This is a genomic window from Bacillus sp. BD48, assembly GCF_046566805.1.
GTDB classification, from domain to species: domain Bacteria; phylum Bacillota; class Bacilli; order Bacillales; family Bacillaceae; genus Bacillus; species Bacillus safensis.
Window position 1 is genome coordinate 726,401 of record NZ_JANGFM010000002.1, and the last position, 23,436, is coordinate 749,836.

The window sequence follows — 23,436 nt, forward strand, 5'->3', positions numbered from 1 at the left end:
GGAATCCATTTGAAACGATTATCAAAAGCCATATACCCGGCACATGAGTATCCGGAAACGATTTTGCAGATTGGTGAAGGAAATTTTATGCGAGGATTTATCAATTGGCACATCCAGAAGCTGAACGACTGCACAGATTTTAAAGGAAGAGCGGTTGTTGTCCCTCCTCGAAAAGGATCGGTGAAAGCCTTAAATGAACAAGATGGCTTGTACACATTATGTATTCAGGGATATCATGACCAGCAAGAAATGAATGAACGTATGATCATTCAATCAATTAGCAGAGGAATTAGTACGTATACGGATTACGAGGAGTTTTTACACGTAGCGGAAAACCCGGATCTCCGCTTTGTTTTCTCAAACACGACGGAGGCAGGACTTGTGCTCAGAAAGGAGGATCGTTTGAAGGATCGGCCGCAAGCCAGTTTTCCAGGAAAGCTGACAGCGTTTTTATATCACCGGTTTAAAGCATTTGCTGGAGATGAGCAGAAAGGGCTGATCCTTCTGCCTTGTGAATTGGTTGAACAAAATGGTGATCGATTGAAGGAATATGTGATCGGTATGGCAGCTGAGTGGGAACTGCCGCCTGCGTTTATTACATGGATTAAGGAAGCCAACACGTTTTGTAATACGCTTGTGGACCGAATTGTTCCTGGATTCTCTAAGGAAGCGGCTGACATCGTACAAAAGGAAGAAGGGTATATCGACAAATTGCTTGTCACGGCAGAATATTACCATCTTTTTGTCATTGAAGCACCTGCCTTCGTGCAAAAAGAGCTCCCCTTTCAAGAAGCAGGGTTAAATGTACTTTTTGTAGAGGATATTGCGCCTTATCGAATGAGCAAGGTACGAATTTTAAATGGTGCACATACAGCGATGGTGCCGATTGCCTACTCATGCGGCATAGAAACTGTAAAAGAAGCTGTGGATGATGAGCATGTTGGTCCGTTCATCCGGCGTATGCTGGAGGAGGAAGTACTTCCGGGGCTTGAACTCCCCGAAGATGAGCTTCTTCTTTATACACAATCCGTTTGGGATCGTTTTTGCAATCCATTTGTAAAGCATCAATTGCTGGATATTGCGCTGAATGGGGTATCCAAGTTCCGAACCCGTAATCTTCCGTCATTACTTGATTATGTTGAGCAAAAGAAACAGCTGCCAATGAAACTTGTGTTTTCACTTAGCAGTCTCATCTATTTTTACAGAGCACATGCAGAAAGGGTAAAGGATGATGAGACTGTGCTCACCCTCATGAAGGAAGCATGGGAAGCCCATTCCAATGAAGCGGTAGCAGCGAAAATTCTTTCATGCGAGTCATTATGGGGCAGAGATTTAACGGATGTAAATGGATTGAGTCAAGCTGTAGCTGATCAGCTTACCCTCATACAGATGAATGGGATGAGAGCGGCTGTTCATCGAATGATGCTTCATCAATATGAAAGTCAGGGGGAGAAGGCATGAAAGACTTTATTGTAATCCACCCTTCAGATAATGTCGGTATTGCTTTAAAAGGACTGGAGCAAGGGGAGGAGCTGCAGCATCAAGGACATACGATTATCTTAAAAGAGACCGTTGCCAAAGGTCATAAGTTTGCATTGGCTGAGATCAAGCAAAGAGAGAATATCATCAAATATGGCTATCCCATTGGTCATGCAGTGACTGTCATTTCTGCTGGAGAATGGGTGCATACGCATAATATCAAAACCAATCTATCTGGCAAGCTCGAATACGAATATCAACCTTCATTATCAGAAAATCCCTATGAAAAAAAGAATCTTACATTTAAAGGATATAAACGAAAAAATGGTGAAAGCGGGATCCGTAATGAGCTTTGGATTGTTCCTACCGTTGGATGCGTGAATGGCATCGCAGATCAAATGATCAAAATATTCACTGCTGAAATGGGTGGAAACATCCATCCTTTTGAAACAGCCCTCGTATTAAAACACAATTATGGCTGCTCACAGCTTGGGGACGATCATGAAAATACCAAAACCATTTTACAAAATGCGGTGAAGCATCCTAACGCTGGAGGAGTACTCGTTCTAGGGCTTGGCTGTGAAAACAATGACATTGAGGATTTTCAGGCCACATTAGGTGAATATGACCATACGAGAGTGAAATTTTTAAGAAGCCAAGAAGTAGGAGATGAGATTGAGACGGGAGTCGCTTTACTTAAGGAAATTTATGATGCGGCGAAAGAAGATCATCGTGAAGATATTCCGTTATCTGAGCTGAAAATCGGTTTGAAGTGCGGAGGATCAGATGGATTCTCTGGTATTACCGCAAACCCGCTTTTAGGCAGACTGTCGGATTTTCTTGTCGTGCAAGGCGGAACAACTGTGCTGACAGAAGTGCCCGAAATGTTTGGTGCTGAAACGATTTTAATGGAGAGAGCAGCATCAGAAGCGACTTTCGACAATATTGTGCAAATGATCAATGACTTTAAACAATACTTCTTGGATCATCGACAGCCGGTATATGAAAATCCTTCCCCGGGAAATAAAGCCGGTGGAATTTCGACATTAGAAGATAAATCTCTTGGCTGTACACAAAAAGCAGGTACTTCTGATATTAAAGATGTATTGAAATATGGAGAGCTGCTGAAACAAAAGGGATTGAACCTATTAAGTGCACCTGGTAATGATTTGGTTGCTTCATCTGCACTTGCTGCATCTGGTTGTCAAATGGTCCTGTTTACAACAGGTAGAGGGACACCATTTGGTACGTTTGTGCCAACAATGAAGGTCTCGACCAATACAGCTTTATATGAAACAAAAAAGCACTGGATTGACTTTAATGCTGGAGAACTGCTTGAAGATGTACCGGAGGATGTTGTGTTAGAAAAATTCATTTCAACTGTCATTGATGTGGCGAGCGGGAAGCTGGTAAATCATGAAAAAAACAATTTTAGAGAGCTGGCTATTTTCAAAACAGGTGTCACACTTTAAGTCGACTGGGGGATGAGTAAGTGTCTAAAAAACGGGATTTGATGTATATCACAGCAGGAACGTTACTAACTGGAGTCGGAATTGCTCGTTTAGCAAAGCAAGGGAAGAAAAATAAAAAAGCAAATGGAATCGATCAAGTGCTAAAGCAGATAAAAGCGCCGCAGTTCCCAGATCGTGAATTGAATGTGGTGCATTATGGAGCAGATGCGGAAGGGGCAAAGCTTTCTACTAATGCCATTCAGTCTGCCATCGATGATGCGCATCGGTTGAAAGGGGGGCGTGTACTGATCCCAGCAGGGACGTTTGTGACAGGTGCTTTAGAATTGAAAAGCAATGTAGAACTTCATCTGCATGAGAAAGCCTATGTAACATTCAGCCAAGACCCAAAGGATTACCTGCCTCTTGTACTGACAAGATATGAAGGGGTAGAGCTTTATAATTATTCACCTCTCATTTACGCACACCATGCAGAAAATATCGCTATTACGGGAGCAGGAACGCTTGATGGCAGAGGTGATGAGCATCATTGGTGGCCTTGGAAGTATGGAACAAATGGCCAGCCCTCTCAGGATCGGGATCGTCAGCTCTTGTTTGAAATGGCGGAAAATAGAATACCGGTAGAAGAAAGGGTATTTGGAGAAGGGCATTATTTAAGGTCGAGCTTTATTCAGCCATACCAATGTCAGCATGTTCTAATCGAAGGTGTGACAGTGAAGGATTCACCGATGTGGCAAATTCATCCTGTGTTAAGTGATAACGTCATCGTCCGCGGCGTTAAAATCATTGGGCATGGACCAAACACAGATGGTGTCAATCCGGAGTCTTGCCGGAATGTACTCATTGAAGATTGTTATTTTGATAACGGGGATGATTGTATTGCCATCAAATCGGGCAGAAACGAGGATGGACGAAGAATAGGGATTCCATCTGAAAACATCGTCATTCGTAGAAATGAGATGCGGGATGGACATGGCGGTGTGACGATCGGAAGCGAAATCTCTGGCGGCGTAAGGTATGTTTATGCAGAAAATAATGTAATGGACAGTCCGAACCTTGACCGGGCACTGCGTATCAAAACCAACTCTGTCAGAGGCGGTACCATTGAACATATTTATTTTAAAAACAATACAGTCAAAAGTCTAAAGCATGAAGTGATCTGTATCGACATGATGTATGAAGAAGGAGATGCTGGTCCGCATTGTCCTGTTATACGTCATATTGAAGTAGAAGGGCTCAAAAGCAGCGGCGGACGATATGGTGTGAAAATAGCCGCATACGCACATTCTCCTGTGACTCATTTTAAAATGATAGATTGTGTCATAGATGATGTGGCGTATCCCCTTTCTTTAGAGCATGCTGTTTCGCCTGCTTTTCAAAAAGTCGTCATCAATGGAGAACAAATCAATTATAAGTAGAGTGAAAAACAGTCTTTTTAGAGGCTGTTTTTTTGTTTTGTGAACAGAAAAAACGCTTTTAGAAATCACATATACAACCTATCTGCACTGTAGTATAATATTCCCGAAATTAGAAAAGAATTGACGAAAGGGATTTCGTCAAGCAGTACATAAACCAGGGGGTTCACTCATGAAAAAGTTAACAGCTATTTGGCTATCGTTATTGCTTGTGATGGGTGTTTTAGCAGGATGTGCAGGCGCTGAGACAGATCATAAAGCAAAAGGGTCACAAAATAAAGAAACGGCCACTGCGGCATTTCCAGTATCGATTAAAGATGCAGCTGGCAAAACAGTCGAAATCAAAGAACAGCCTAAACGAATTGTTTCGTTAATTCCAAGTAATACGGAAGTTGCCTATGCACTCGGTCTTGGAGATAAAATGGTTGGACGATCAGACTTTGACAATTATCCAAAGGAAGTCGAAAAGGTAGAGAAGATTGGCGGACTTGAATTCAATGTCGAAAAAGTCATTGCTTTAAAGCCAGATCTTGTTTTAGCACATGCATCTCAGATGGGTTCAAAAGATGGATTTAAACAGCTTGAAGATGCAGGGATCCAAGTACTGACTGTTAATGATGCGACCTCCTTTAAGGATGTGTACAAATCAATCAATATGATCGGTGAAGCAGCTGGCGTGAAAGAAGCATCAACAAAGCTTGTAGACGAGATGAAAACAAAACTGAATGACATTAAGAAACAAGCAGAGGGGATGTCGAAAGACAAACAAAAAACTGTCTTTGTCGAAGTGTCAGGTGCTCCTGAAATCTATACAACTGGTAAAAATACATTTATGGATGAAATGCTTTCTGTTATCCATGCCAAAAATGCTGCTGGCGATCAAACTGGCTGGGTGCAAATGACAGAAGAATCGATTATCAAACGAAATCCTGATGTCATCGTGACAATTGATGGTTCCAGCTTAGCTGATCTGAAAAAAAGAGACGGCTGGAATGCAATGAAAGCAGTGAAAGAAAAACAAGTCTTTCAATTGAATACGGATCTCGCATCAAGACCGGGACCGCGATTGGTTGAAGGAGTCGAGGCTCTTGCGAAAAGCGTCTATCCTGACACGTTCAAATAAATTGATCATCGCATATACATTAAGTGCTTTACTTCTTGTGATGAGCATTGGAATGGGAATCTCCTTTGGAAGCTTAGGGATTCCCATTCCTTCTATTCTTCGAATATTTGTTCATGAACTATTCGGAGTGCAGTTTGGAACCATTGATTCCATCGATCGCAATATTATGATGAACATTCGGCTGCCAAGAGTCATATTAGCGGCATTAGTCGGAGCAGCGCTGGCGTTATCTGGTGCAGCTTTTCAAGGTTTATTAAAAAATCCTCTCGCTGACCCTTATACGCTGGGGGTATCTCAAGGGGCATCAGTTGGAGCCGTAGCGACCCTGTTTTTTAGCTTGCAGCTCCCGCTTTTTGGCAGTTTCACATTGCCATTATTCAGTATGACAACAGCACTTGTGACCCTCTGTCTCGTTCTATTTTTTGCACGTCTTGTTCACCGGGGGATGAGCATCTCTTCTTTAATTTTGACAGGAGTGATTTTCAGCTCTTTTTTGGGTGCGCTCATTTCATTGATGATTGCTTTAACAGGTGATGATCTAAAAGAGATCATTCATTGGCTGCTTGGCAGTGTGTCCATGAGGGGCTGGCGTTATATTGTCCTTTTTCTTCCTTTCTTTCTCATTGGGACCTTCGCTTTAATGTTGATGGGGCGAGATTTGAATGTCATGACGTATGGCGAGGAGAAGGCAAAGCTATTAGGTGTACATGTGAAAAGGAGCAAATATATTGTGCTGCTGGCTGGCTCGATCCTGACCGGAAGTGCAGTAGCGGTATCGGGGACGATTGGTTTTGTAGGTCTTGTGATTCCGCATTTTATCCGCCTCTTAACTATTACGGATCATCGGCATCTGCTGCCTTTGTCTATGCTGAACGGTGCTTCCTTTCTTGTATTAGCAGATGTGTTATCCCGTACCATCATTGAGCCGACTGAATTACCGATTGGCATCATTACTGCGTTAATTGGTGCACCTGTATTTGGCATCATCCTCATTCGTAAATATAGAGGGGGGACGCACGTATGATTCAAGTGAAGGAAATCAGAGGTGGATATGGAGAGAAAGAAATCATTCGTGGCATTAGTCTTGAAGTAAAGCAAGGAGAATTTCTCGGTATACTCGGCCCAAACGGGAGCGGTAAAACGACCCTGCTTAAAATGATGGCAGGAATTTTAGCACCTAAGAGCGGTGAAGTACGCCTTGGCGGTCAACTTGTTCAATCCTATCAGCCAAAGGCGCTTGCGCAAAAGATGGCAGTTCTGCCGCAGAAAACGGACCAAGCTTTTTCATTTACGGTGGAAGAAACCGTCCAATTCGGTCGTTATCCATATCAAAAAGGGTGGCTGCAATCTGTCACGCAAGAAGATGTGCAGGTTGTCAGCAAAGTCATGGAACAAACGGGAGTTGCACAGTTCAAGGATCAATCCATCCATGAGTTAAGTGGAGGAGAACAGCAGCGTGTGTATTTGGCACAGGCATTAGCGCAGCAGCCTGAATATTTATTGCTGGATGAACCAACCAGCTTTCTTGATTTAGCCTATCAAAAAGAATTGCTTGATTTAATTAAAGAAGAAACGACTTCCTCTAGATTAACGGTCATTGGTGTATTTCATGATGTGAACATCGCTAGTTTGTATTGTGATCGGCTGCTGCTGCTTCATGAAGGAAAGACTGACATGTTAGGACTGCCGCATCACGTCTTGACCACTGAACGAATCAATCGTGTGTATGAAACAAATGTGACACCGCTCCAGCATCCATTTAGGGCAAACCCTCAGCTGATGGTTGAGCCTGCGGCCCCTTCTACAGCATCAATTGTAAACATAGCGGATGGCTGGAGGACATATGGCTCAGAAGGAATGGTGTTTTCCATGAATCAGCCTCTTCGCATCCTTTCCTCACATAAGAAAAACGGCGGATTCTTTTGGAAAAGGTCTATTGGAACGGGAACGAAGATGCTTCATGAACAGCTAGAGTCAACTGAAGATATGCTGTTTTTCGAGCAAGCTAACGGATTAGCGCAATATGCCGCTGAAGACGCCGAAGACGATATGATCCTTTACGGCATGCTTCAGCAAGAAGAGTTGACCATTTGGCTTATCCTGAAACGATCTTTAACAGACGGCGCAGCTGTTCAGCTCATGGGGCAGCTTATGCACATCATGAAGCAAGAAACAAACATTCCAATCCATCACCTTTGTATTGCTGCACTCAATACGCAAGAAACGGAAGATGCTGACCTCTTACACGAAAGATTAGGACAGAAGGTGCAAAGGCTTCTTCAAACGTTGAATGCCATTCAAAAGTGAACCAATATGGTTCGCTTTTTTTGTTGAAAACATCAACAACTGCATAAGAAATGAACGGAATATAAAGAAAAAACAAAAAAGTGTTGCTAATTAAATCACAATCCTTTTATAATAAAAAATATGAAAGCGCTTAAAATATTATATGTTTAAAAATGCAACACATTAGAAAGGGAGGATCATTTGAACATTCAAGGGATTATACCAGCTATTTTGACACCGCTTACTGAGAAAGAAGATTTTCATCCCGAAGTCGTAACGCAATTAGTGAATCGTTTGATCGAGTCAGGTGTACACGGCATCTTTGCTTTAGGCACAAATGGAGAGTTTCATTTGTTTTCAGAGGAAGAAAAGCTTCGAATTGCTGAAACTGTCGTGAATGCTGTTGGCAGACGAGTGCCGGTATTCATTGGAGCAGGTGAGAATAGTACGGAGGCAACTATCAGGCTGTCAAACAAACTGGCAGATCTAGGGGTAGATGTTCTGTCTATCATTACACCTTACTTTGTTGCACCAACCCAAGAAGAGCTGTATGAGCACTTTCGCCACATATCTGAGAATGTGAATATTCCGATTCTGCTTTATAACATTCCATCGAGAACAGGAGTATCTCTAGCACCAGAGACGGTTGCCCGGCTCAGTGCACTGCCGAATGTGCTAGGTATTAAAGATAGCAGTGGAAACATTGAAAATATCAAGGCATATCTGGATGTCACAAAAGATGAAGATTTTGTTGTCCTTGCAGGGACTGACTCACTCATTTTGGAGACCTTGAAACTTGGCGGAGCAGGAGCGGTGGCAGCAACTGCAAATGTACTTCCTGAAACTGTCGTTGGACTCTATGAATCTTTTCAAAAAGGGAAGCTTGACGAAAGTGAGCACTTTCAGAAGCAGTTGCAGCCATTAAGAGCAACATTCGGTTTAGGGACATTACCAGCGCCTTTGAAAAAGGCAGCAGAGCTTTATGGAATTCCGGTTGGCCCGCCCAAAAGCCCTGTAAAAGAGCTGTCAGGTGAGGCATTAGAAGCTGTGGCACAAATGGTTGAGCACTACCGCAAACAAGGAAAAGCGGCAAAGGAGTAGTGAAGAGATGACGATCACGCATTATCACTTTCAGACGGCATCACACATTGTATCTGGCGCAGGTTCTTTAGACCTTCTTGGGGAGAAATTAGATGGTTTAGGGCTTAGCGGACTCACATCCATTTTTATATTAACGCAGCCATCGATCGTATCACTTGGTTATGCAGATCACATCAAAAGAGAACTTGCGAAAAAGGGGATAGCAAGTGAGATAAGTACAGAAATCAAACCTGAACCAACAGAAGAAAATATTGAGGACGTATTCCACACCTTTTTAAGAGGAGAGCATGACGCCATTATTGGAATTGGCGGGGGGAGTGTCCTTGATGCTGCAAAAATCTTAGCTGTTCTTAAGACAAACGATCAGCCGATTTCTGCTCTCGTTGGCACAAATCTTGTGAAAAAAAGGGGAGTGCCAACGATTCTAATTCCGACAACCTCTGGAACGGGATCTGAGGTGACACCAAATGCAATTGTGACTTTTCCAGAAAAGGAACTGAAAATTGGAATGGTTAGTCCACACCTTTTGCCAGACCTTGTGATCTTAGATCCAGCACTTACTCTCAACTTGCCAAAATCCATTACCGCAGCTACAGGTATGGATGCGTTTACGCATGCACTTGAATCGTATATTTCAAATAAAGCCAATCCATTCAGTGATATGTTTGCACTTGAATCGATGCGGCTGATTTCAGGAAGTATTCAGGAAGCGTATCATCACGGGGATAATATGAAGGCAAGAGAAAATATGCTTGTTGGTGCAATGTATGGGGGAATGGCGCTCACAAGTGCCGGAACTGCTGCTGTTCACGCCATGGCTTATCCATTAGGGGGGAAATACAAGATTTCTCACGGTGTTGCTAATTCCATGCTGCTTCCGCACGTCACGGCTTTTAATGCAGATCATATCATTGATCGGCTTGAACATGTGGCAAGAGCAATAGGACTAGCGGGTGCTCACACAAAGCAGGAGCTTGCAGAGCATGTGATTCGTCAAATTGAAGAATGGACAGCGGATTTACACATTCCACAGCAGCTTAAAGCTTTTGGCGTGTCTAAGGAGGATGTACCGGCACTTGCTCAAGCAGCTTCAGAGGTGAAGAGATTAATGGACAACAATCCAAAGCCAATGTCTGTTTCTGATATTGAACAGGTATACATGAAACTGCTCGACGCTTAACGCTTCATTGGAATGGGAATGAGAAGTTGCTTCACACGGCTTGCACACAAAGGGGGATTTTAAATGAATGTCTTAAGCAGTTCTGTCATCACATTTATTTTGATCGTCATTATTCTCTATATACTATTTACGACTTGGCTGACAATGCGTTTCCGCAGTAAATCCAATTCAGAATTTAACAATGCCGCTAAGTCACTTCCAGCCATTGTAGTCGGTATTTTGCTCATGAGTGAATTCATTGGAACGAAATCCACTGTTGGAACAGCAGAATCTGCCTTTACGCATGGGCTTTCTGCTTCATGGTCTATTGTGACCGTCGCTATCGCCTTTTTTATCTTTTCCTTTTTCTTAGTAGGCAAGTTTTATCGAACAGGGCAGTACACCATTTCGGGTATTATCAATCAGAAGTTTGGAAAATCAACGAAGTTAGTTGTTTCTGTTATTATGATTGCCGCATTGCTGCTTGTGAATCTAGGAAACTATTTAAGTGGTTCAGCTGCCATTGCATCCATTTTGGGGCTTCCTTTAATGACCTGTGCGATCATTACAGCTGTTGTGAGTACATTTTATTTTACATTCGGAGGAATGAAAGGGGTTGCATGGGTCACGATCCTTCATTCGATCGTGAAGTATGCGGGGATTTTAATTACACTAGGGGTAGCACTTTACTTAACAAAAGGCTTTGAACCAATGAAACAAACGATGCCTGATCATTTCTTTACATGGGACGGGACAATTGGATGGGGGACGATAGGAGCTTGGTTTATTGGAAACATGGGTGCCATCTTTGCTACGCAGTTTATCATTCAAGCAATCACTTCGTCGAAAAGTGAGCGTGAGGCAAAGAAATCAACGCTTTATGCGGCTCTACTTTGTTTGCCGCTCGCCATAGCAATCGGTGTGATCGGCGTAGCTGCACGTTATTTGTATCCAGACATTGATCCTATTTATGCTTTCCCTGTCTTTTTACAGCATATGAATCCGATTTTGAGTGCTATTGTGGCAACATCCCTTGTGGCATCCATTTTTGTCGGTGTGTCGACGGTTGCACTTGCGACAACAACCTTAATTATGGATGATTTTTATGTACCGAAAATGAAACCAACACCGGAGCAGAGAATGAAAGTCACGAGGTATGTGGCTGTACTCGTTGGAATTGTGCCTCTTGTAGGAGTAGCACTTGCGCCGGAGCTGCTGTCCCTTTCCTTTTTTACAAGGGCGCTTCGAACATCTATCGCTGTTGTAGCAGCAATGGGATTTTACTTGCCGTACTTTAATTCAAATAGAGGGGCGACCATTGGCCTTGCTGCTTCAGGTGTTACCACGACGGTTTGGTATTTACTCGATAATCCATTCGGAATCGATAATATGTATATTGCCATTATCATTCCTTTCCTTGTGCTGGTGATCGATCGACTTTTCAGTCCACCTGCTAAAAAGGATCAACCATTGAAAGGAGAATTGTCATGACAAATGAAGAGACTGCGATTAAAATAGATGGAATTTTGCGACAAAATGAACAAGATGCAGAGAGAAAAGAAGCCTTTCTGCCAACAGACTGCGTGCAAAATCATGCCGCCAATCTACTTGAGCTGGATAATGGAGATGTATTATGTGTTTGGTTTGGCGGAACGCAGGAGGGAATACCTGATATCTCAATCTATATGTCAAGACTCAAACGGGGTAGTAACAAGTGGACAAAGGCAGTGAAATTATCTAACGATCCTGCGCGCTCTGAACAAAATCCAGTTTTGTTTCAAGAGGAAAATGGCAGGCTATGGCTGCTGTATACCGCACAGCTATCTGGGAATCAAGATACGGCCATCGTGAGGTACCGGCTATCAGAGGATAGAGGTGAGACATGGGGTGAGATTGATACTTTGTTTGAACAGCAGGGGACGTTTATACGACAGCCAATTGTTGTACTGGATAATCAAGATTGGCTGCTGCCGGTCTTCTATTGTAAGACCATTCCAGGCGTCAAATGGACGGGGAACCGGGATGTCAGTGCTGTGAAAATTTCATCTGACCAAGGAAAGACATGGGATGAGGTCATTGTACCAAACAGCACGGGCTGTGTTCATATGAATATTGGAAAGTGTGCAGACGGCACCCTCATTGCCCTCTTTAGAAGCCGGTTTGCTGATTCGATTTATATGAGCCGTTCTGTCGATCATGGACGGACATGGTCTGAGCCAAAGGCGACGGAGCTGCCAAATAATAATTCATCCATTCAATTTATCGTGCTTCAAAATGGGCATCTTGCTCTCGTCTATAATCATATCAATGCAGATGAGCAAACAGAAAGAAGAGCTTCTTTATATGATGAAATTGAGGATGAAGGCGATACACGCACGGCGGTTGATACAGAAGCGCGTCCAGCCTTTTGGGGGACACCGCGTGCACCAATGACTTTGACGGTCTCTGAGGATAATGGTGATACATGGCCTGTCAGACGTAACCTTGAAGTGGGCGATGGATATGCGATGACAAACAATTCAAAGGATAAACTAAATCGAGAGTATTCTTATCCATCCATCACAGAAGGAAAAGACGGGAAGCTGCATATTGCGTTTACGTATTATCGGCAGGCGATCAAATATGTGTGTGTGACAGAAGGATGGGTCAAACGCACTTCTTAACTGAAAGAGGGCCCTATTTCCGTGAATTGTAACCCTCATTTGCTTCATTTATAATTGATGTTTGGAGGGTTGTCCCCACTTTCTATCGGCTGGACTCCCTCAAGGTATGTCTCGTGATGAAGAGATAAAAAATGGGGGTCCTTTTCATGAATATCAAAGTGTTAGGTGTTGCGCCATATAAAGGGTTGGGCGATGTGTTAATCGACCTTGCTAAAGAAGAAGAAAATATGACATTCCAGCTTGTAGTCGGAGATCTCCGGTCTGGTGTTGCTCTTGCAGAACAAGCAGAAGCTCAAGGAATGGATATCATTATGAGCCGGGGCGGAACAGCTGCGCTCATTCAAAAACATGTGAACATCCCAGTAGTTGATATCCCTGTGTCAGGGTATGACTTGCTTCGTGCCTTAACACTGATAAAAGATTATCAAGGTAAAAAAGCGGTCGTGGGTTTTGAAAATATTACACAAGGTGTACGCACCATTGGGGAATTATACGGGATTAAAATTGATATTTACACAGTGCAGCAAGAGGAAGAGGTATGGGATCTCTTAAAACAATTACAAGAACAAGGGACTCAGGTTGTGCTTGGAGATGTCATTACTGATAAAGCGGCTAAAGAGCTGGGAATGCAGAGTATGCTCATTACATCAGGTCGTGAATCGGTCAAAGAAGCATTTCATCAAGCAAAACAAATGTATCGTTTATATAAAGAGGCGACAGCTGAACAGCGTCTCTTTCGTGAAATGATTGATCAAGAGCCGAAAGGGATGCTCATCATTGATCCGCACAACCAGCTACATTTTATGAATCAACAAATGAAACAATGGATAGAAAAAGGATTATTTGCACCGTCTACTTCTCATGCTGATGTGATTGCATGGTGTCCAGCACTTGAACCGGCACTAAAGGCGATTCGAGAAGGGAAACAAAATGGCTATTCTCAAATATCCCATCAGCAGCAAGTGTGGCATGTCAAAGGAAGCATGCTATCGAAAGGCGAGTTGCTTGTCACGATTGAAAAACCATCTGCTGTGATGAATCAAGAAGGTCATCGTATATGGGCGCTTGCGTCGCCTATTCATTCAGAACATCCATTTGCTCTTTTTACAGAACAAAGTCCAAAAATGAAAGATGTCATCAAAAGGGCAAAAGCGTTCAGCCAAACGGAGCGCTCGATTTGCCTTTATGGTGAACAAGGAACTGGTAAATCAAGCCTAGCATTTGCTATCCATCAAATGAGCGAGAGGAAAAATGAGAGCTTTACGACGGTACATTGCAGACGTTTGACAAAACCGGAAGATATAAAATCAATCCCTCTGCATCAAAAAGGGACGATGTTTTTGAAGGATATTGAGAGCGTTCCAATGGATATACAGCAGCTCATTGCCGAGCAGCTGCATCATCATCAGAATATTCGCTGGATGGCTTCGTCTAAAGTGGATTTGTTCAAATTGATGCAAACTGGATCGTTTAGTGAGGAATTATATACGAGCTTGCAGGAGCTCACGATTCATGTCCCTCCGTTGTCTGAACGGTCAGAAGATATTGAGGACATAAGCAGGTTATTTATTGCGGAACTGAATTCTCTTTACGGGACGCAGGTTGTTGGTCTGTCAGCAGATGTGATTGAAGCCTTTCAACACCAGAAATTCAGAGAAAATGTCAGGCAGTTCAAGCGGATTGTTGAGGAACTTGTACTGACAACAAAAAGTGGATATATCACTTTGAATAAGGCAAAGGCAGCGATTGATCAGCTTGCTTTTGAAAATGAAGAAAAGCAGTTGTCCAGCTATTTGAATGGGACGCTTGATGAGATTGAAAGACGGATTATCAAAACAGTGCTGGAAGAAGAAAATATGAATCAATCAAAGGCGGCAAAGCGGTTGAATATTAACCGTACGACGCTATGGAGAAAACTAAAGGAATAATATGTAATGAGGCCGAGGTGTCTAAATGACAAACGATCTATTAAAAAAAGGAGCGGACTTAGAGCAAAAGGTGATCATTGTGGCGGATGATTTAACAGGTGCCAACGATACAGGTGTTCAATTTGTGAAAACGGGCTTAACAGCCTCTGTACTGTTTCAGCCGTCATTTGAAGACCTTGAAAGGTATAAGGAGGATGTGCTCATTGTGGATACCGATTCACGAAGTATGTCTTCAGAGAACGCTTATCATGAGGTCATTCAAATGGTGCAGCCATTTCTCCAAGATGAATCGCACCTTTTCTTTAAAAAAATAGATTCAACGTTAAGAGGCAATATAGGAATTGAACTTCAAGCACTAATGGATATTGGCCCATTTGATGCGGCGGTCATCGCACCTGCCTACCCAGATGCACAAAGAGCAACCAATGATGGCATACATTATGTGGAAGGAGTACCTGTTCATCTGTCAGAGGCCGCAAAGGATCCAAAAACACCAGTTTTGACATCCAGCATATCTGATTTAATTGAGGAGCAGACGAACGTCAGACCAAAAAACCTTTCTCAACAGACAATCGGCGAAGAGCTAAAAGTAACGAGTGATGAGGTATCATCCTTATTGAAGCATGGTCATCAATGGTTTGTGTGTGATGCAGAAACAAGCGATGATTTGGAGCGGATTGTGGAAGTGTTTATGAAGATAGATAAAAGAATACTATGGGTCGGTTCAGCGGGACTAGCTGGTGCTTTATCGGCATATGTCGCTAAAAACAGAAATACTTCTCGTCCTAAAAAACAGGAGCCCGTCCTCATCGTATCTGGAAGCGCCTCTCAAAAAACAAATGAGCAGTTTGCTTATTTAAGAGAAACTCACGATTGTTTTGAAATAAAAGTGAACCCGCTGAATGTATTAAACGGCTGTGAAGCATGGGAACGAAAATCAGTTCTTGATCAACTGGGTAAGCGTCAAAACGAAGATATTCTCCTTTACACAGATGCACGACCAGAGATGGTTGAAAAGATGCTGGTTTATGGAGAAAAGAAAGGGCTGTCTAGACAAGAGGTTGGAAGTGCTTTGTCCGTCTTTCTTGGAATGATCACAAAAGACATTGTCACATTATCAGGAATTAGACGACTTTTCCTAACTGGCGGAGATACAGCGAGGGCGATTTGCCAGGAGCTTGGAGCAGGAGGTATTCGGCTGCTGAAAGAAATTGAGCCTGGCATCCCGCTCGGTCAGCTCGTTGATACCAATTTATATGCGGTTACGAAAGCAGGAGCTTACGGTCAAAAAGATTCAGTACTTCATGCGGTAGAAGTGCTGAAAAAGATAGAGGGGGAAGTCGAATGTCAAAACCAATCATTGCTGTAACGATGGGAGATGCGGCTGGTGTTGGTCCTGAAATTATTTTAAAAGCTTTTCAGCAAACCCGTTTACATGAAGAAGCCGTTCTATTTGTGATCGGAGACACCAGTATATTAAATAGGGCGAAAGACTTTGTGAATATAGATGTGGAGATTGTAAGTATCATAGAACCAGAGGAAGCGGAGCAAGTTAAAGCCGGAGCTGTTCCCTGCTTAGACCTCAAGCTCTTAACGAACGAGATACCGATTGGGGACATATCAAAAGAAGCAGGAAATGCTGCTTTCCGATATCTTGAAAAAGCCATTACCCTTGCGAATGACCGTAGAATTGACGGCATTTGCACAGCGCCGTTAAATAAAGAGGCACTTCATAAGGCAGGTCATATGTATCCAGGACATACAGAAATTTTAGCTGATCTGACGGGTACAGAAGATTATGCGATGATGCTGGCGGCCCCTAACTTAAAGGTAGTTCATGTCACCACACATATTGGATTAATGGATGCCATTTTAAAAATTAATCCTGAGCGTGTATACACGACGATTAAGCTGGCACATGATACACTCGTCCGTTCTGGAATCTCTGCCCCTAAAATCGCTGTATGCGGGATTAACCCGCATGCTGGGGAGAATGGGTTGTTTGGGAACGGAGAAGAAGCGGAGAAGATCATCCCAGCTGTTGAACTAGCGCAGGAAGAAGGGATTCAAGTATTTGGGCCGCTGCCTGCTGATACCTTGTTCTTTAGGGCAGTAAGAGGTGACTTTGATATCGTTGTGGCGATGTATCATGATCAAGGGCACGGACCGATTAAGGTGCTTGGCTTAGAATCGGGTGTAAACATTACAGTTGGGCTGCCGATTATTCGTACAAGTGTCGATCACGGGACGGCATTTGATATCGCAGGAACAGGAAAAGCTGATTCTGCGAGTATGGAAGAAGCAATTAGACAGGCCATCATGCTTTCTGGTACGAGAGAAAATCAATATGAAAAGAAAAAGAGCCTTTAAGAGAGGCTCTTTCAGCGTGTAGCCAAACCCTCGCATTCGTTGTCAGGTCTGTGCTCCAGTGCTCACGAATGTTCAATTCGCTCCGCTCCGGTACTCGCCCTTCCTAGACTTCAAAGGTTTTCTATCACGCTGAAAAGAAGACAAAGTGCTAAAATAAAGTTCATTTTAGCACTTTGTCAACAATCTGAAAGAGCCTTTAAGAGAGGCTCTTTTTTTCTAGTTCATATACGTTCCACCATTCATATTGATGGTTTCTCCTGTGATAAAATCCGACTGGTTAGAAGCTAAAAATGTCACAACATTTGCGACTTGCTCTGGTGTCCCAATCGTTTTCAAAGGGATTCTATCTAAAACAGAACGCCGGTATTCATCGCTCCACTGTTTGCTCATATCTGTTTCAATTGGACCCGGGCAGACGGCATTCACATGAATATGATGCTCTGCTAATTCTTTGGCAAGATGCATCGTTAAATAATTGATGCCTGCCTTTGATGCACCGTATGCAGGTGATGCATTGTGATGAGGGGTTTTACCAGTTGTAGAACTCATGTTGATAATCTTTCCGCCTTGTTGTTTGATCATGTCAGGAATGACCGCTTGGCACATGAGGAACGTGCCGGTCAAATTAATATCAATCAATCGTTTCCACTCATCAAGGGATGTCTCGACTGTTGATTTCCGTAAATTGACACCCGCATTGTTAACCAGCAGATCAATCTGTCCAAAATGTGTTTTCGCGTGCTCCACAAGAGAAGATGCTGTCTCTGGTAAACTAGCATCCCCAGCAACATAAACGGCTCGTTTCTCCTCTTTATTCAGTGACGAGCAAACTTCTTGCAGCAACATGTCGTTCGTTCCATTGAGAACGACGCGCGCTCCTTCGCAGGCAAGTGCCTCCGCAATGGCACGGCCAATCCCTCTGCTTGCCCCTGTAATGATCGCTACTTTATTTTGTAAAGTCACGTACATCCCACCCATCTCTCATAATTAAAAAGCGCTTTCATTTATTATAAAACGGGATGTTTCATCATTCAACATATATAAGAAGGCGGAGAGAGTTTTTAGTTAAAGTGTTTCATAATAAAACAAATACATCCTTTCAACTTCAGGTTATACTAAAAAGACAAAGCAGTAGAAAAGGAGGCAAACCGATGAAACTTTATACAAAAACTGGGGACCAAGGCCAAACAGGCTTGATCGGCGGAAGAGCCGATAAAGATGACGTGAGAGTAGAGGCGTACGGTACGTTAGATGAGGCGAATAGCTTTATTGGACTCGCACATGCAAAGTTACGGCAGCATGGCGAATTGTTTCAGGATCTTTTGTCAGAGCTGATCGTTATTCAGCATGAGCTGTTTGACTGCGGCGGTGATTTGGCAGCAGTGACACCACCTAAAGAAGGCAAATTAACAGAAGCCTCTGCGACAGTCCTTGAGGAAAGAATGGATGTCTATGTAGAAGAGGCCGCGCCGCTCACCAAGTTTATTTTACCAGGCGGTCAGGAAGGCGCTGCTCTCTTACATGTAGCGCGGACAGTCGTCAGAAGAGCAGAGCGGCATATTGTGACGCTTGCAAAACAGCAGGAGATTCCAGCCATTGCGCTCACATATGTAAACCGTCTATCCGACTATTTATTTGCAGCAGCCCGAATCGTGAATCATCGGCTTGGTGAAGCTGATGTTGAATATGAACGAAGTGCCGACGTATTTCGTTCTAAATAAGGTAAGCACTCTTCATAGAAGAGTGCTTTTTTATTAGGTTCTGCCGCTTAGTCTGAGCATTGTTACGACTCTAGTCGCAATCAAAGATCAATCTGTGACACGTTTTGCCGGCTTTCTTTTTTGACTATAGTTAAAGCAAGGAGCAAGAAAGGAGGCATGAAGATGAAAATAACAAGTAAAACCATTATCGGTTCAATTTTATTGTTTGTCGGTTTATCCATCTTCTTTGGTGGTTCATTAGGTGGGCTGATCCCGACACTGATTGGGGCATGGCTCATCTATGTAGGTGTAAAAAAATATGAAAAAGGCAGTAAAACATTAGGTGTCATTCTAGCAGTCATTGGTGTACTGATCGTCGTGCAATTTCTGCCGTTTATACTTGGCATCGCATTTGCAGGGGTACTTCTTTATTTTGGCTGGTCGATGATCAATGGTAAATCTACAAAAGAATCATCAAACAGAACCTATATGGAGCCAAATACGGCACCCAATATGGAAGAACCGATTCACACGTCATTTGATCAAGAATGGGAAGACTTTTTAAAGAAAAAATAAAGGGAGGAACATCAAATGGTATTAAGAAGAGTAAGAGATATGTTTGTTGCATCTGTCAATGAAGGCTTAGATAAATTGGAGAATCCGCGTGTCATGCTGAATCAATACGTTCGTGATATGGAGGATGATGTTGCGAAAGCGAAACATGCCATCATCAAACAGCAAACGATTCAGCAAGGCTTCCTGCGCAAAGCAGAAGAGACGGAAGCATTTGCTGAAAAGCGAAAGAAGCAGGCTGAGCTGGCTTATCATGCGGGGGAAGAAGAACTTGCACGAAAAGCACTCACAGAAATGAAGTATTTTGAAGAAAAGCACAACGAATATCAGGAAGCGTACCAGCAATCTGTGAAACAATTGAAAGAGCTGAAAGAGCAATTACAGCACTTAGAAACGAAGCTGCGTGATATAAAGGACAAGAAGCAGGCACTGATTGCAAGAGCAAATGCCGCACAGGCAAAGCAGCATATGAATGATTCCATCAATAAAGTAGACAGTGAAAGTGCATATAAAGAATTTCTTCGAATGGAGAACCGTATTGAAGAAATGGAAACAAAAGCAGGCAGCTATGCACAATTTACGGATCAAGGGGCATATGCTCATTTAGATTATGCCGATGAAGTTGAAAAAGAATGGCAGAAGCTCAAGCTCGAGAAAAAGCCTGAACAGCAGCAAGCAAACGTATAGAGATCACATCGGAAGAAAAGCAGGCTTTTTCTTCCGATATTTGATTTCTTTCTGTTTCGCTTTTCCTTATAATGAAAAGGTCAGAAGATAAAGGGATGGTATGAATGAAGCGATTAATCGGTCTAATTTGTATACTTGTAGGTATCTTTTTAATGATTGGCATGCTTTTCAAAAATGAAAATCTTTTTCATTTAAGTTTTTCCCGTGAAAAACCAGTGACAACAGCTTCAGCGAAAAAAGAGGAGATTGATCAATTAGATATTTCTCTTTCTGGGTTTCGCGTGAAGGTAAAACCTGAAAATCGTTCCGATATTTCCGTGACTGCTGTCAATGGAAAAGGGAAAATGTATGCGGAGCAAACAGGCGGTACCTTTAAAATTCGTGCTGAAAATAAAAGCTTCTTGTTTTTCACTCAATTTGAAAAAGGAGAGCTCTTAGTTAAAATTCCAACAGATTATCATAAAAATGTGAAGATTACGGGTGGAAGCGGCGTCAGCGAGATTAACGGAGAAGGAAAGCTGTCCCTTCAAGATGTGATACTCAAATCAACGAGTGGAAACCTCACAGCCGAGAATTTTTCAGCAAAAAATGTAGAAATCAAAGCAACCTCTGGCAGGCTGGCAGTGTCGCACATCGATGCGAAGGATAGTGATATTGGGGCAACTTCGGGTCGTGCCGATATTAAAGATGTCAAAGGCGAGCTGCAATTGGGCATGACAAGCGGTCGAATGACGGCAAGTTTTGATACAATTGAGTCACCTGTCTCCTTTCATATGACATCAGGGAGCGCGAGATTTAATTTACCAGATGACGGAGATTTCAACGTTCAGGTGAAAAAAACAAGTGGAAGCGTCGATCACTCGTATGACTTTGATCAAGTGGATAGTGAAGGTCGAGGCTTTAAAGGCACGCAGGGAAAAGGGACACATTTAGTCGATATTGAAATGACAAGTGGTAACCTCAAGCTGCGGTAATGATTGAAAGAAAGGAAGGAGGCGAGTCAACTGCGCTTTACAAGGAATCAAATTTTAGGCATCATTGTTGTGATTTTTGGTATTAATTTATTTCTCAAAATTATCGGGATCGGAGCAGATTTGTTTTGGCCTGTGTTTTTTGCGCTGGCGGGTTATTGGCTGCACTCACGATCCAAACGTTGGCTCGGTTCAGTTTCCTATATTTTTGCCGGCTTTCTCTTCTTAAAATTTCTGCTCAATATTACATTTAGTTTAACAGGTTACTTATTTGCGGCCTTTTTGATTTATGCCGGCTATCGCCTATTGAAGAATAAACCTGTTTTTGATGTCGATAAAAAGGAAACATCAAACGATGGGAAGCCTTCACTGAAAGTCAATCTTGAAAAAGAGGGCGATCAGAAGAAAACAAAAAGCCAGACAAAGCCGCGCAAAGAGCATGACTTTTTTATCGGTGAAGTCAGGCTGATGAAAAAGCCGTTTCAATTAAGTGATTTGACGATTTCAGGTTTTATTGGCGATGTTAAAATTGATTTATCAAAGGCGATTATCGCCGAAGAAGAGAGTACGATTGTGATTAGCGGGCTGATCGGAGATGTGGATATTTACGTACCGCAGGATATTGAAGTATGTGTAAGTGCTTCAGCCGCGATTGGTGATATGAAAATCATAGATGAAAAAAGAAGCGGATTCGGCAGTAAAGTGTATGTCATGACCAACGATTACGATGAGAGTAAACGAAAAGTGAAAATCTCCATCTCGCTACTGATCGGAGATGTGGATGTGAGATACTTATGAGAAAACTGCATTTAGGTATCCAGTGGCAATCTGTTCGTCTTGCAGTCGGCATCTCGCTCGGTGTTGTAACGATGACGACACTGCCCCTATTTTTTTATTATCAGCTTGATCCGATGATCCTGCTTTCTACCCGCTGGTTTGGCATACCGTTTTTTTGTATTTTACTGATCATTAGTCTTGCGATTGGGATTTCTGCCGGGCGTGTATTTGGTTATCAGCATAAGAAGCGCCTTGATCAGCTTCTAGAGTCGATTTTGAAGTTTGAAAATGGAAACTTTGCATACAGACTGCCGTCTCTTGGCGACGATGAAATTGGCTTAGCCGCCGATCAATTAAATGAAATGGCGAAGCGGGTGGAAGGGCAAGTAGCCTCTTTGCAAAAGCTCTCAAATGAACGGGCTGAATGGCAGGTTCAAATGAAGAAATCGGTCGTCTCAGAAGAGCGCCAGCGACTAGCACGAGAGCTTCATGATGCGGTCAGCCAGCAGCTATTTGCGATTTCGATGATGACCTCAGCTATTCTTGAAGGCATGAAGGAAAAGGACGAAAAGATTTTAAAGCAAATGCAGCTTGTCGAACGAATGGCTGGCGATGCACAAAATGAGATGCGTGCTCTTCTGCTTCATTTAAGACCGATTACTCTAGAAGGAAAAGACCTGAAAAAAGGCTTGATTGAGCTGCTAAATGAATTCCAAGCAAAGCAGCCGATTGATATTGATTGGGAGATAGAAGATGATGTTCCGTTATCTAAAGGAGTAGAGGACCATCTCTTCCGAATTGTGCAAGAAGCGCTGTCGAATGTGTTCAGACATGCAAAGGCGACAAAGGTGACAGTGCGCCTGCTCATAAGAAACAGGCAAGTGCAGCTAAAGATTATCGATAATGGCATCGGCTTTCAAACAGACCATGTGAAGACAGCCTCCTACGGACTTGAATCGATTCGAGAGAGAACAAGTGAAGTAGGCGGTGTCGCAGAGATTATGTCATTTGAGGGAAAAGGAACACAAATTGATGTGAAGGTTCCCATTTTTGATGAAGGAAAAGGAGAGAACGTTCGATGATTCGAGTGCTTTTAATCGACGATCACGAAATGGTGAGAATGGGGCTTGCGGCCTTTTTAGAGGCGCAGGCTGATATTGAAGTCATTGGTGAAGCGTCAGATGGACAAAAGGGTGTAGAGCTAGCCATTGAATTAAGGCCAGATGTGATTTTAATGGATCTTGTCATGGAAGGGATGGATGGCATCGAAGCAACGAAAAGAATTTGTCAAGAAATTGAAGATGCCAGGATCATCGTTCTGACGAGCTTTATTGACGATGATAAAGTCTATCCGGTGATTGAGGCGGGTGCTTTAAGCTATTTATTAAAAACATCCAAGGCAGGAGAAATTGCTGATGCCATCAGATCTGCAAGTATCGGCGAACCAAGACTTGAATCAAAAGTGGCTGGAAAGGTCATGAATAAACTCCGTCATTCATCAAATGGGTCCATCCTTCATGATTCATTAACAGCTAGAGAAATGGAGATCTTGAAGCTGATTGCTGATGGGAAATCGAATAAGGTCATTGCCGAGGAATTATTTATTACAATTAAAACGGTGAAGACCCATATTACCAACATTCTATCCAAACTTGATGTGGAAGATCGAACGCAGGCGGCTGTGTATGCGCACCGTCATAAGCTGATTCAATAAAAAAACAGCTTTCAAGTGAAA

The 23,436-nt window shown here is 42.8% G+C and carries 21 protein-coding genes; 20 read left to right on the forward strand and 1 reads right to left on the reverse strand.

Features of this window, described 5'->3' with window-relative positions; all coding sequences use genetic code 11:
• Positions 1-9: 9 nt before the first annotated feature.
• The 13 genes from ACLGGR_RS08625 (at position 10) to pdxA (ending at position 16,993) form a co-directional block, all read left to right on the forward strand.
• Complete coding sequence (locus tag ACLGGR_RS08625) at positions 10-1,461, forward strand: tagaturonate reductase (protein ID WP_410972889.1); 1,452 nt, start codon at positions 10-12, stop codon at positions 1,459-1,461.
• A complete protein-coding gene (locus ACLGGR_RS08630; RefSeq protein ID WP_410972890.1) occupies positions 1,458-2,951 on the forward strand; it encodes a UxaA family hydrolase in 1,494 nt (497 codons plus the stop codon). Before ACLGGR_RS08625 ends, ACLGGR_RS08630 begins: the two co-directional genes overlap by 4 nt.
• Positions 2,952-2,971: 20 nt before the next feature.
• The gene (locus ACLGGR_RS08635; RefSeq protein WP_410972891.1) at positions 2,972-4,366 is read left to right on the forward strand and encodes a glycoside hydrolase family 28 protein; all 1,395 of its coding nucleotides are present in this window, start codon (positions 2,972-2,974) and stop codon (positions 4,364-4,366) included.
• A gap of 169 nt (positions 4,367-4,535) precedes the next feature.
• A complete protein-coding gene (locus ACLGGR_RS08640) occupies positions 4,536-5,486 on the forward strand; it encodes an ABC transporter substrate-binding protein (RefSeq protein WP_410972892.1) in 951 nt (316 codons plus the stop codon).
• On the forward strand, positions 5,452-6,510 hold the full coding sequence (locus ACLGGR_RS08645; RefSeq protein WP_410972893.1) for a FecCD family ABC transporter permease: 1,059 nt from the start codon (positions 5,452-5,454) through the stop codon (positions 6,508-6,510). Before ACLGGR_RS08640 ends, ACLGGR_RS08645 begins: the two co-directional genes overlap by 35 nt.
• Positions 6,507-7,793: a heme ABC transporter ATP-binding protein gene (locus ACLGGR_RS08650; protein WP_410972894.1), complete on the forward strand. Its 1,287-nt coding sequence runs from the start codon at positions 6,507-6,509 to the stop codon at positions 7,791-7,793. The genes ACLGGR_RS08645 and ACLGGR_RS08650 overlap by 4 nt, the downstream gene beginning before the upstream one ends.
• A 180-nt stretch (positions 7,794-7,973) precedes the next feature.
• Positions 7,974-8,873: a 4-hydroxy-tetrahydrodipicolinate synthase gene (gene dapA / locus ACLGGR_RS08655; protein ID WP_410972895.1), complete on the forward strand. Its 900-nt coding sequence runs from the start codon at positions 7,974-7,976 to the stop codon at positions 8,871-8,873.
• Between the two features lie 7 nt (positions 8,874-8,880).
• Positions 8,881-10,053 (forward strand): iron-containing alcohol dehydrogenase, encoded by a 1,173-nt coding sequence (locus tag ACLGGR_RS08660; protein ID WP_410972896.1) that lies wholly within the window; start codon positions 8,881-8,883, stop codon positions 10,051-10,053.
• Positions 10,054-10,116: 63 nt separating this feature from the next.
• Complete coding sequence (locus ACLGGR_RS08665) at positions 10,117-11,523, forward strand: sodium:solute symporter family protein (protein WP_410972897.1); 1,407 nt, start codon at positions 10,117-10,119, stop codon at positions 11,521-11,523.
• On the forward strand, positions 11,520-12,695 hold the full coding sequence (locus tag ACLGGR_RS08670) for a sialidase family protein (protein ID WP_410972898.1): 1,176 nt from the start codon (positions 11,520-11,522) through the stop codon (positions 12,693-12,695). The genes ACLGGR_RS08665 and ACLGGR_RS08670 overlap by 4 nt, the downstream gene beginning before the upstream one ends.
• A gap of 146 nt (positions 12,696-12,841) precedes the next feature.
• Complete coding sequence (locus ACLGGR_RS08675) at positions 12,842-14,623, forward strand: sigma-54-dependent Fis family transcriptional regulator (protein ID WP_410972899.1); 1,782 nt, start codon at positions 12,842-12,844, stop codon at positions 14,621-14,623.
• Between the two features lie 25 nt (positions 14,624-14,648).
• The gene (locus ACLGGR_RS08680) at positions 14,649-15,992 is read left to right on the forward strand and encodes a four-carbon acid sugar kinase family protein (RefSeq protein WP_410972900.1); all 1,344 of its coding nucleotides are present in this window, start codon (positions 14,649-14,651) and stop codon (positions 15,990-15,992) included.
• A complete protein-coding gene (gene pdxA / locus ACLGGR_RS08685) occupies positions 15,968-16,993 on the forward strand; it encodes a 4-hydroxythreonine-4-phosphate dehydrogenase PdxA (RefSeq protein ID WP_410972901.1) in 1,026 nt (341 codons plus the stop codon). The genes ACLGGR_RS08680 and pdxA overlap by 25 nt, the downstream gene beginning before the upstream one ends.
• A 216-nt stretch (positions 16,994-17,209) precedes the next feature.
• Here the strand turns inward: pdxA and ACLGGR_RS08690 are convergent, their stop codons facing one another.
• Entirely contained in the window at positions 17,210-17,956 is a 747-nt protein-coding gene (locus ACLGGR_RS08690) for an SDR family NAD(P)-dependent oxidoreductase (protein WP_410972902.1), read from the reverse strand.
• Between the two features lie 188 nt (positions 17,957-18,144).
• Between ACLGGR_RS08690 and ACLGGR_RS08695 the strand changes: the two genes are divergently transcribed.
• The 7 genes from ACLGGR_RS08695 to liaR all read left to right on the forward strand — a co-directional run bounded on the left by ACLGGR_RS08695 (position 18,145) and on the right by liaR (position 23,415).
• The gene (locus ACLGGR_RS08695) at positions 18,145-18,714 is read left to right on the forward strand and encodes a cob(I)yrinic acid a,c-diamide adenosyltransferase (RefSeq protein WP_410972903.1); all 570 of its coding nucleotides are present in this window, start codon (positions 18,145-18,147) and stop codon (positions 18,712-18,714) included.
• Between the two features lie 162 nt (positions 18,715-18,876).
• Entirely contained in the window at positions 18,877-19,269 is a 393-nt protein-coding gene (locus tag ACLGGR_RS08700; RefSeq protein ID WP_251215886.1) for a hypothetical protein, read from the forward strand.
• Between the two features lie 15 nt (positions 19,270-19,284).
• Positions 19,285-19,953: a stress responsive protein LiaH gene (gene liaH, locus ACLGGR_RS08705; protein ID WP_410972904.1), complete on the forward strand. Its 669-nt coding sequence runs from the start codon at positions 19,285-19,287 to the stop codon at positions 19,951-19,953.
• A 104-nt stretch (positions 19,954-20,057) separates the two neighbouring features.
• A complete protein-coding gene (gene liaG / locus ACLGGR_RS08710) occupies positions 20,058-20,927 on the forward strand; it encodes a LiaG family protein (protein WP_251215885.1) in 870 nt (289 codons plus the stop codon).
• A gap of 30 nt (positions 20,928-20,957) precedes the next feature.
• The gene (liaF, locus tag ACLGGR_RS08715) at positions 20,958-21,722 is read left to right on the forward strand and encodes a cell wall-active antibiotics response protein LiaF (protein ID WP_251216292.1); all 765 of its coding nucleotides are present in this window, start codon (positions 20,958-20,960) and stop codon (positions 21,720-21,722) included.
• Positions 21,719-22,783: a two-component system sensor histidine kinase LiaS gene (gene liaS, locus ACLGGR_RS08720; RefSeq protein ID WP_142945162.1), complete on the forward strand. Its 1,065-nt coding sequence runs from the start codon at positions 21,719-21,721 to the stop codon at positions 22,781-22,783. Before liaF ends, liaS begins: the two co-directional genes overlap by 4 nt.
• Positions 22,780-23,415: a two-component system response regulator LiaR gene (gene liaR, locus ACLGGR_RS08725; RefSeq protein WP_142945161.1), complete on the forward strand. Its 636-nt coding sequence runs from the start codon at positions 22,780-22,782 to the stop codon at positions 23,413-23,415. The genes liaS and liaR overlap by 4 nt, the downstream gene beginning before the upstream one ends.
• The last annotated feature ends 21 nt before the right edge of the window (positions 23,416-23,436 follow it).